5 protein-coding genes are annotated in these 12,267 nt (G+C 34.2%); all 5 read left to right on the top strand.

The genetic code is table 11. The annotated features are described in order from the left end of the window. The first annotated feature begins 7 nt into the window (after window positions 1-7). The 5 genes from EMN46_RS03390 (at window position 8) to EMN46_RS03410 (ending at window position 12,083) form a co-directional block, all read left to right on the top strand. Complete coding sequence (locus EMN46_RS03390; RefSeq protein WP_154199267.1) at window positions 8-1,486, top strand: sulfatase; 1,479 nt, start codon at window positions 8-10, stop codon at window positions 1,484-1,486. 22 nt (window positions 1,487-1,508) lie between these two features. Further along, a complete protein-coding gene (locus tag EMN46_RS03395) occupies window positions 1,509-3,848 on the top strand; it encodes a glycoside hydrolase family 2 TIM barrel-domain containing protein (RefSeq protein ID WP_154199268.1) in 2,340 nt (779 codons plus the stop codon). A gap of 995 nt (window positions 3,849-4,843) precedes the next feature. Further along, window positions 4,844-7,975, top strand: coding sequence for a TonB-dependent receptor (locus EMN46_RS03400; protein ID WP_229130257.1), 3,132 nt, complete (start codon window positions 4,844-4,846; stop codon window positions 7,973-7,975). A 13-nt stretch (window positions 7,976-7,988) separates the two neighbouring features. Then, entirely contained in the window at window positions 7,989-9,638 is a 1,650-nt protein-coding gene (locus tag EMN46_RS03405; RefSeq protein ID WP_154199269.1) for a RagB/SusD family nutrient uptake outer membrane protein, read from the top strand. Between the two features lie 555 nt (window positions 9,639-10,193). Next, window positions 10,194-12,083 (top strand): right-handed parallel beta-helix repeat-containing protein, encoded by a 1,890-nt coding sequence (locus EMN46_RS03410; protein WP_154199270.1) that lies wholly within the window; start codon window positions 10,194-10,196, stop codon window positions 12,081-12,083. The last annotated feature ends 184 nt before the right edge of the window (window positions 12,084-12,267 follow it).

Raw genomic sequence — 12,267 nt, forward strand, 5'->3', positions numbered from 1 at the left:
TCATATCATGAAAAAATATCTATTGGTGTGCGGATTATTTTTTGCACTATTTACTGCGAATGCTCAGCAGAAACCAAATATTATTTGGTTAATGGCTGAAGATATGAGTCTTGATTTGGAATGTTACGGCATGCCAGCGGTAAAGACTCCAGTTTTGAATAAAATGGCCGAGCAAGGTGTTCGGTTTGACAATTGCTTTGTGACGAATCCAATTTGTTCACCTAGCCGATCAGCAATGATGGTTGGAACGAATCAAGTTAAGATTAATGCACATAATCACAGAAGTAATCGTGATGTGCCTTTGAATGAAAATTTCAAACCATTTACTGCTTTATTAAGAAATGCAGGTTATACATGTATACTTGGTAACCATGCAGTAATGAAAAAAGGTCGTAAGATTGATGTCAATTTTAAGACTGAAGCTCTTGGCGATTGGGATGGTAAAACGAAGTTTGGTCTATTCGATAAGTATGATAATTTCGAGAAAGAAGATCAGCCATTTTTTGCTCAAATACAATTATTGGCAAGTCATCGTGGTGATTGGTGGAATGAAGTGAGAGAAAATTCAGCTCACCCGGTAAATCCTGATTCGGTAGTAATGCCAGCATTTATGGCTGATCATCCCGTTGTTAGGTTAGATTGGGCTAAGTATTTAGATCAAATTGAATTTTTGGATAATGAAATTGGTCTAATTTTTAAAGAGTTGGAAGATAAAGGGATGGCTGATAATACCATCGTTATTTTTATTGGAGACAATGGTAGATGCAATATACGTGGAAAAGGTTATTTACAAGATCCAGGATTACGTATTCCTTTTATTGTGTACTCTCCCAATGGATTGCCAGGTGGTAAAATTAGAAAAGATGTGGTATCATCAATCGATATAACTGCAACAATTCTTGATTTTGCGGGGCTTGATATTCCTGATTATATGACTGGAAAACCAATTTTTGATAAAAATTTTGATAGAAAATATGTTTATTCTGCTAGAGATTTATGGGATGAGGTTCAGGAAAAGATTCGTGCGATAAGTTCTGACGAATGGAAGTACATCAGAAATGACAAACCCGAAATTCCTTATGATGCTCATCAAGCCTATTTAGAATTTTATAGACCAGCTGTTCATGTTATGAGAACCTTAAAAAAGGAAGGTAAATTAACGCCTGCACAGTTATTGTTCTTTGCAGATTCTAAGCCCAAAGAGGAATTGTATAATTTGAAAAATGATCCTCAAGAATTGAATAATCTAGCATTGAATCCTAAATATCATAAAATTCTCAAGAAAATGAGAAAGGAAACCTTGAAGGATGATAAACTTAATAAACCCGTAAGTGATGTTTTCCATCCTGTTCATCCGGGAGCCGTTGATGTATTAGAGTGGGTGAAAAAAGAAAAACCTGAATTGTATCAACAAATGTTAGACGGAGTTGAAATAGGCTTGCATGGGATAACGAGTGAATATAAAAAATCAAAGAAGAAAAAGTAAACTTCGGAAATAATTTAGGGGAATGAAACAGACTAACTGTTTAGTAGTGTTGTTATTTGTGATTCTAGTTTTTGAATCGTGTGGACAAAAAACTAATGGAAAAATCAAGATAAATGCCGATTGGAAATTTAAGTTGGTCGAGGAATCGAGTGTTTTAGATGATCAATTTCAATCTTCGGATTACGATGATTCAGCTTGGGAAAATGTTAGTTTACCACATACGGCACATCTGGAACCATTGGTCGTTAATGATCAATGGCAAGGAATATGCTGGTATCGGAAAAGCCTTATTATTCCCCAAGCTGATAAAGGTAAAAAGATAATTATTGAGTTGGAAGCCGCCATGAGTCATGCTAAAATTTGGCTCAATGGTGTGCTAATGACAGTGCATCAGGGCGGTTATCTGCCAGTTGTAATTGATGCAACGAAGTATGTGAAAAAAGGAGAGAAGAATACTCTTGCTATACGACTAAATAATACTGATAATCCCATAACCGGTCCTAAACCATTAAAGAAATTGGATTTTAATATGTATGGTGGTTTGTATCGAAATGCATGGCTGATTATTAAAAATGGAATTCATATTTCTCATCCAATTTTGGCCAATAAAGAAGCTGGTGGAGGCGTCTTTATTACTTATCCGAAGGTATCGGAAAAAGAGTCGATTCTTAAGGTTAAAACTCATGTTGAAAACGAGAGTCGAGAATATAAAAGTGTTGAGCTGCAACATTCAGTATTTTACAATGGTGAGCTAGTAAGCAAGGTGAAATCAAAATTGCTTGCTGTAAAATCGAAAGGAGATTTTGAGTTTATTGATGACATATCTATACCAAACTCGAAATTGTGGTCTCCTAAAAATCCAAATTTATACAAAGTTGAAACTTGTGTTTTTGCTGGTGGTAAACTGGTTGACAAAGAGACAAATCAAATTGGAATTCGTGAGTTTACTTTCAAAAATAATGAATTGTATATTAATGGAAAAAAAACATTTTTGAGAGGCGTTAATCGTCATCAGGAATATCCATTTATAGGTTATGCTTTATCTGATAATGCGCAGTATCGCGATGCTAAAAAAATAAAAGATGCTGGGTTCAATTATATTCGATTGTCTCATTATCCACAATCGCCAGCTTTTATGGATGCTTGTGATGAACTAGGAATTGTGGTAATGGATGCTATTCTTGGTTGGCAGTATTATTTAGATAACGATTTGTTTAGAGCGTATTGTTATCGGTCATCAACTGAATTAATTCGTAGAGATCGAAATCATCCTTGTGTTTTGGCTTGGGAAGTTTCTTTAAATGAGACTGACATGCCGATTCCCTTTATGGAAGAATTGAATCGAATTGTTCATGCAGAATATCCTGGAGCCAATACGTATTCGTGTGGATGGAAGAATGATGTTTACGATTTGTATTTGCAGGCACGTCAGCATAGATTGAGACATTACGATTCCATACAGACAAAACCATATGTAGTTTCGGAATATGGCGATTGGGAATACTATTCAAGTAATGCCGGTTTAAATCAGGATAAATTATCGAAGCAGAAAAGATTTGAAACCAGTAGCAGACAGCTTCGTGCCTATGGCGAGAAGAGGTTATTGCAACAAGCAAAAAATATACAGGAAGCGCATAACGATAATTTTAATACAACAGCATTTGCCGATGGGTATTGGGTAATGTACGATTACAATCGAGGATATCATGACGATATTGAAGCTTCAGGTATAATGGATATTTATCGATTACCTAAATTCAGTTATGGATTTTATAAAAGTCAGAAGGATATTCACGAGGAAGTTGTTTTAGAATTGGCTACTTATTGGACTAAGAAATCACCTTTAGATGTGAGTGTATTTAGTAATTGTGATCAAGTGAAACTGTTTCTTAATGACAGTTTGATTGCTGAACAAAAACCTGATGACAATAATATTTCCAATAATTTAGCTCATCCACCATTTACTTTCAAAATAGATAAGTTTGAGGCCGGAACGCTTAAGGCAATTGGAGTATTGGATGGTAAGCAGGTTGTCGAGAAAGTGGTTAAAACTCCCGGTAAGGCTGTAAAGTTAAAGTTGTGGATCGATGAAAGCGGTAAAGCACCGCAGGCTGATTGTAACGATGTTTTGTTCTTATATATTGCTGCTGTAGATAATAATGGAACGGTGGTTCCTGATTATTCTGAAGTTGTTAATCTGACAACAGATAGTGATGTTGAAATAATGAATGTTGGAGATATTAAAGCAGAAGCAGGTATTGCAACAGCATTAATTAAACTAGGAGAATCTAAAGGTGAAATAAGGTTCACAGCAAGTTCTGGTGAATTGAAAACAAAGGCTTTTAAGTTCACAGCAAACTAAAATAAAAAGAAAATTTACAGATAATAGGTTAAGATTAGATTAGTGATAATGCCAAATGGGTTGTTGTGCTGGCTAGCATATAAACAATAATTCTATTTGGCATTTAATTTTTTGTAGTTCCGAAGTCTAAAAATAGATTTTATTTGCGTTATTAATCTGCCATTAAGTAATTTAGAGTCTGTATTCCCTTCCTAATTGTAAGCTTTTCAGAAATATGTATTCTCTGAAACTTTCCTTGATGACTATTTATTGTAATAGTAAGTTGTTTTTCATCAATTTGATGAATCAACCAATGAATACGTTTTTTTACTTACTCTTTATCTAAAAAAGAGGATAAGTTAAAGGTGGTATATAACTATCTGTGTATGTGTAGTATCTATATTGGTAAGACTTAGTCATTTTACATATATGTACTCATAGATACATTCTTTTTACTCAAAGTTAGCTTTCATCATAATAAAAAATCAATTTTTGTAGAAGAATGTAAACGATTGCGGAGATGAAGTTGAAAAGTGAATCGAATGGATTATTTAAAAATTCAAATTTTATATAGAATAAACGCGAATGCAGGTCTAATCATATTGGCTAGAATAATACAATTACGAATTCGTGAGCTTTTTATATGTTGTTTTCCAAAATCTAGTTATGAAAGTTAGATCCGATAATAAAAATTGTTTTAACATCTAATAATTGAATACGATGAATCAATACCAAATTCAAAATTTCACTAATTTATAATAACTAAAGCTAATGACTAAATCTAAATTCCCTCATAAATTGCTTGACTCAGGCTGAATTATGACCTTGAATTATTCTTTCGCTTATCGAAAGAAAATGTGAATCTATTTCATTTAAATGGAATCTCTATTATTGATAAATGAAATGCAAAACCTAAAATTCAATTAATTTTTAGTAATGTAATTGTTAAAAATAGTTTTGAAAATCAGTTTTGGCTGAGCATGAAAAAAATATCTAATCAAATGAAAAACAATAGTATGATAGTATTAAATAGAGTGTTGGGGCGATATTTGCTCATGACAATATTTGCTCTACTGTTTTGTGGCTTTGGAGCACAGGCGCAAGAACTTACAGTTCAGGGAACGGTATTAAGTGAGGAAGATGGTCTGGGAGTTCCTGGTGTAAGTGTTATTATTATAGGAACAACAATAGGAACTGTTACTGATATAGATGGTAACTACACTATTCCAAATGTTCCTGCTGATGTTACTTTACGGTTTTCATTTATTGGTATGGTTACTCAAGAAATTCAAGTAGCTGGGAAAAATACCATTAATGTAAGTTTAAAATCAGCTAGTATCGGTTTGAACGAAGTCGTTGCTATTGGTTACGGTTTTCAAAAGAAAAAATTAGTAACAGGTGCTACCGATCAGGTAAAAGGAGAAGACATTGAAAAAATGAATAGCACAAGTGCTTTAGGAGCTTTACAAAGCCAAAGTTCAGGTGTGAATATTGTAAAGGCTTCTGGTCAACCAGGTAGCAGTTTCAAGGTTTCCATTCGTGGTGTGGGTACTACGGGTAGTTCATCTCCTCTTTACGTAGTAGATGGTATAACTGTAGATAATATTGATAATTTGGCTCCTTCTGATATTCAATCTATTGATGTATTGAAGGATGCTGCATCTGCTGCCATTTATGGTGCTCGTGCTGCCAATGGTGTTGTCATTGTAAGCACTAAGAAAGGTAGAGAAGGTAAAGCTCATATCTCTTATGATGCTTACTACGGTATACAAAAAATTGGTAAGAAAATTCATCCATTAATGAATCGTGATTATATGGATATCATGGATCAGAGTGCTGCCAGTGCAGGTAGTAGTTATGATTGGGCTACAATTCTTCCTAACTATGACGAAGTAATGGCTAATCCTAATGGAGGAACCGATTGGTTTGACGCTTTGATTAACGATAATGCGACAACACAAAGTCATGCAGTTAATATCACTGGTGGTACAGATCAATCTATTTATTCAATAGGGGTATCTTATTTAGACCAAGAAGGTATAATTGGTGAACCTGTTTCTCCTAGTTATAATCGTTATAACGTACGTATAAATACAGAGCATACAATTATCAAATCTGAAGATTTTGATATCTTAAAAGTTGGTGAAAACTTCAACTTTAGTCGCTCTACTCGTAATACAATGAAAACAGAAGGTAAATGGAACTCTATTCGTACAAGTATGACCATGCACCCATTTATGCCTATATATAATGATAATGGAGATTATCAAACAGCTGATATTTTTGAAAATTTTAGTGATGCTTCAAATGCGCAAGCAGTTCTTTATTATGATAATAAAAATAATGAAAGTATTACAAATAAAATAATCTCAAACCTTTATGTGACATTTCAACCTATCAAAGATTTGATAATCCGTTCATCGTTTGGTGTTGATGGTACCGCTAGTGAATATCGCAGTTATATACCCGAATATTACATAACATCAAAGGTATTTAACGTAGATGATGCAGTAACACAACAACTTTCTACTGGATATAAATCGATTTTTGAGAATTCTGCCAGTTATAAATTTAATATCGACAAAAATAATTTTGATGTTTTGATTGGTAGTTCATATGAGAAATCTGGAATGGGGCAAAAGATGAGCACCAAGAACACGGGGTCTAATTTTGATGATTTTGATCATGCTTATATTGATAACGCTAATGTTGTTGTTTCGGGTAATACTACAATTAGTGGTTCTCCTTATGACGAAAGCCTTTTATCTTCGTACTTTGGTCGTGTTAATTACGATTATAACGAAACATACATGGCTACTTTAGTTATGCGTGCTGATGGCTCTTCAAACTTTGCTCCTGGCAAACGTTGGGGGTATTTCCCTTCAGTATCTACTGGTTGGGTAATGTCTAACGAAAGTTTTATGGAAGATAGTTTTGATTGGCTTGACTTCTTAAAGATTCGTGCCAGTTGGGGAGAGAATGGTAACCAAAACATTGACCCTTTCCAATATTTAAGCACTATTGCTTTTGATGCTGCATATCCTATGGGTACAGATCACCTGACTTATACACAAGGTGCTTATCCTAATATTTTAGCTAATCCCGATGTAACTTGGGAAACTTCAGTTCAAACGGATATAGGATTTGATGCTCGTTTATTGGCTAGTCGTTTGGTAGTTACATTCGATTGGTACAACAAAGAAACAAAAGATTGGTTAGTTCAAGCTCCTATCTCAGGAAGTATAGGAACTGGTGCTCCATACGTAAATGGAGGTGACATTCGCAATCGTGGTTATGAAATTGGTTTAACTTGGAGAGATCAAATCAATGATTTCCATTATAATGCTAGTTTTAATATTTCTCACAACAAGAACGAAGTTCTTCGTATTGCTAATTCAGAAGGTATTATTCATGGAGGAACGGATATTGTATACAATACGGCTCCTGAAATGTATCGTGCTGAAGAAGGTTACGCTATTGGTTATTTTTGGGGTTACAAAACAGATGGTATATTTCAAGATCAAGCTCAGGTTGACGCTTACGTAAATAGCTCAGGTAGTAAAATTCAACCCGATGCTAAACCAGGAGACCTTATCTATAAAAACATGAATGATGATGATATAATCGATTCTAAAGATAAAGTAATGATTGGTGATCCAAATCCTGATTATAACTTGTCTTTAGCTTTTAGTTGCGACTATAAAAATTTCGATTTTAGTTTTAATGCTAGTGGTGTTATGGGCAACCAAATTTTCCGTATGTATCGTGAGTGGGGTGTTAAACCTACAGCTAACTACATCAAAGAAGACATCAAGGGGTATTGGACTCCTGAAAATCATTCTAACTCTGTTCCTCGTATCGTAGCCGAAGGTAAAACAGACGCGAATATATCTGACCGTTATGTAGAAGATGGAGATTACTTGCGAATGAACAATATCACTTTGGGATATGATTTTGCTAAGCTATTAAATAAGTCCCCATTTTCTAAGGCACGTTTTTACGCAAGCGTTCAAAATGCTTTTACAATTACAAAGTATAAAGGATTAGATCCTGAAGTTGGATCTGGTGACAACTGGGCGGGTGGTATTGATTTAGGTTTATATCCTACTCCACGTACATTTATGATTGGAATTTCACTTAATTACTAAAAATTAGACTAATATGAAAATGAAAATATTTGCCTTTATATTATTAATATTAGGCATACAGGCTTGTTCGTTAGATACGGACAACCTTACATCAAAAGATTCCTCTTCATTCCCAGAAACGAGCGAGGATTTGAATTCAGCTTTAATTTCAAGTTATCAGGAAGCGGCTAATGTCGTTAAGATAATGGCCTATCAACATCCTTTCGCAGTATCCGAATTCAACTCTGATCAGCGCTTTGGTGGTGGTGGTTTACATGATATCAACGTACAGGCTTTAAGCCAATTCAAAATTTCGAATGTTGATTTATTGGGTGAAAACTGGAAAAGTCGTTACACAGGTATTTACCGTGCTAATTTTATTCTTGAGAGTCTTGATGATTTAGAAGACTTAGAGCCTGATACTAAAGATTATGTAGCAGGTCAAGCTTATTTTTTACGAGCTTATTTCTATATGAATTTAGCACAAATGTTTGAAAATGTACCAATTATATTAGCTACCTCAGAGCCTGATGAAATTAAACAGGCAGCTCCTGCTGAAACATGGGCTCAAATTTTCTCTGATTTAAAAGACGCTATCACTTATTTGCCTAATACAACTTATCAAGAACTTTCAGCCGATAAGGATGGTTCGGCTACAAAATGGGCTGCTGAAGCTTTGATTGCTCGTGCTTATTTATTCTATACGGGTGTATATAATGCTACTTCTGCTCCTTTATCTGATGGTACTACATTGAGTAAAGCAGAAGTTCTGGCTTATGTTGATGATTGTGTAGCTAATAGCGGTCATCGTTTGATTTCTGACTTCCGTAACCTATGGCCTTATGCTGTGTCCAATATAGATTATGCGTATGCCAAAGACAATAATTTACAATGGGTTGGTGAAGAACATTCTAATCCTGAATGTATTTGGGCTTTGAAATATAATGGTTATGGTGATCGTGGCTTTTCAACCAATGATATAATCTTAGGGATGGGTATTCGTCAACAATTCCAAGTTCCTTTCGGAAAAGGATGGGGTTATGGTACGGTCAATCCTCAAACTTGGGAAGATTGGTCGGATAGTGACCTTCGTAAGGTGGGATCTATATATAGTGTCGAGAATGAAAGTAGTTGGGTCTCTGGTTATGTGAAAAAAACTAGTCAGTCTGCAGAAACAGGTTTTTGGCAAAAGAAATATATACCTATTAATATGTTAGCCGAAGACGGTAAAGCAACAGGTTATGAAACCGTATTATATGGTGCATACAACCATTTTACACGTAATACAGGTCAAGACATTATGGTTCTCCGTTTTGCAGATGTATTACTTATGGGTGCTGAATTAGGTAGTAGTAAAGCACAAGATTATTTAGATGAAGTCCGTAATCGTGTTAATTTGACTTCTGTTCCTGTTACACTTGAAAATATAAAAGCTGAACGTAATCACGAATTAGCCTTTGAAGGTGTACGTTATTATGACTTACTACGTTGGCACGATGCTGAAACAGCCTTCGCTAAAGTGAAAGATGTACCTATCGAAACAGGGGGGAGTGCTACAACAATGACTATTAATTTCCGTCCTGATACCAGAGGCTTTATGCCGATACCTCAAACTGAGATCGATTTGTCGAATGGTGGTATTGTACAAAACGACGGATGGTCTGGTGCAGAAGCTGCATGGTAATTTACAAATCGTAAAGATTAGTCCTATTTCATAAAATAAATTTGCTCAGAGTGGTGCTAACAATGTTGTTAGTACCACTCTTTTGCATTAAATTGAATTTGCACATAAATAGTTTCTTAATTTATTCTTTCTGTTTTTCGGAATGTTTTAACAGAAATAGGTGCGTATTATGTATTGTTAATAAATTATTTTGACTTCGTTATTTCTCCCAAAAGTAAGTTTTTATAAAACCTTCCTTAATGAATATTCACTCGAATAGGATGTCTTTTTTCATCAATCTAAAGAATCAACCTGATGAAAATTGTTTTTTGTGATTTTTATTTTTTTGAAAAAATAGAAATGTAAGAGTTGAGATAACACCCTGTTTGTTAGTAGTGTTGTGTGTGTATGTGTCGGTTGTTTGATATAAATGTACTCATAGATACATTCTTTTTACTCAAAGTTACCTTTCCTCTTAGGAAAAAATCAATTTTTGTACAAAGTCTGTTAACGATTGCAGAAGTGAAGTTGAAAGTGAATCGTCAGGCATGTTTTAAAATACAATTTTTAGATAGAATGAAAAGAAAAGGAACAATAATAAGTATACTCTCTTTAGTAGTAGTAATTATTTGCGCAAGTTGTGTGAGTAGCTCAGAGCAAGCAGAGAATGTGCTTTTTGAAAATAGCATAAGCGAGGATGCAACTCCAGCTGTATTGGCTAGAATCATGCAAGCGGATAAAAAACCTATTTCTGAAATTAAATTCGAAAAAGGAACTTATCATTTTTATCCTGATAAAGGATTGGAAGAGTATTGTCATATTTCCAATCATTGTGATGTTATGGTGAGCACAGCTTTTCCTATTCGTAATTTTGAAAATCTAACTATAGACGGTCAAGGATCTACTTTTATTTTTCATGGAATAATGATTCCTTTCTTAATAGATCACAGCAAAAATATTACAGTGAAAAATTTATCTGTTGATTGGCATGAGCCTTTTCACAGTGAAGGATTAATTATCGCAAATGATGAAGTGAAGAAAACCTTTGATATGCAAATATCAGAGAAGTATCCTTACGAGATTCGAAATGGTCAGATTTATTTTATTAAAGAATACTATGAGCATAATCTTGGACAAACTATTCTTTACGATCCTGCAAGAAAAGCGATCACATTCAATACCGAGAAATATACCAATCTTACTACATCGAAGAAAGCTGACGTCAGTAGAAATTTGGATCGTATTCATTACAAATATGAAGTTGACTTCCGTGGTCCAGAGTATAAGAATTTGGGACGTGAGAATCGATTATTCGTTGAGGAGTTGAAGCCAGGAGTTGTACGTATACATAATCATGGTAAAAAAATGCCACAAGTTGGAATGATATTAAGTACCAAAGGAGAACAAGGTTTTAATCGTGTTGCACCAGCTTTTAGAATAACTCACACTTACGGATTTAATGCAAACGATGTAACGGTTCATCACGCAGGAGGAATGGGTTTAATTGCTGAAAATTCTGCTGATTTAATTTTGGATCATTTTAATGTAACTCCATCACATGGTAGAATGGTTTCAACTACAGCAGATGCGACTCACTTTGTAGGATGCAGAGGAAAGGTAGTCCTTAGAAATTGTACACTTACCAATCAATTGGATGATGCTTCTAATATTCATGGTACTTACCAAAAAATTGTAGATGTATTGGATGATTATCGTATTGGTGTTAGAATGGGTCACTCGCAGCAAAAGGGGTTTGTAATAGGTATTGCAAATGACACATTGGGATTGGTTCGATTGAGCAATTCCTTTTATCCTTATCAACATTTAACCATTAAGAGCACTCAGTATATAAATGGAAGATATCAGATTATTACTTTAAATGAAAAGCTACCTGCAGAAGTTCAAGCGGGTGATTTAATTGAAAATTTATCAGCCTATCCTGAACTACTAGTTGAGAATTGTCATATTAGTGGTAATCGAGCTCGTGGCTTGTTGATTTCTACTCCAAAGAAAACGGTAATACGAAATAACTTTTTCAGTACCGAAATGGAAGCTTTGTTAATTCCTGTTGAAAGTGGACATTGGTACGAATCGGGTAATGGTTCCAATATAACAATTACAGGTAATGTATTTCAAGATTGCAATCATAGTGGTTTAAATCGAGGAATTATTCGTTTCGAAACAGATGATGACAATGAAAATATTGCATTTCATAAAATCAATATCATAAATAATAAATTCAATCAATTCGATAATTTGATTCTTGAAATTTCAAATACCGATAACCTAAAATTCACGAACAATACAATTACCAATTCAGGAACTTTTCCAATGCTGTATCCCGAAAATCCAGCTATAAAGGTTAAATCCTCTAAAAATATTGTTTTTAAAGATAATACCTACTCTGGTGATGCCAAAATAATACTTGAATCCGATGAGTCAATACCAAATTTAAAATTTCACTAATTTTAATCTCTAATCGTTATGACTAAAATGTTTTTTTTACCTAATGAACCTGATTCAGGCTGATTTGTGATTTTGAACTCTTCTTTCACTTATTGAAAGAAAATGTGAATCAACTCATTTAAATGCATTCACTATTACTGATAATTAAAATAGTAAGAGTCTAAAATAGAATCAAATAAAATTT

The organism is Ancylomarina sp. 16SWW S1-10-2 (genome assembly GCF_009669305.1).
GTDB lineage: Bacteria > Bacteroidota > Bacteroidia > Bacteroidales > Marinifilaceae > Ancylomarina.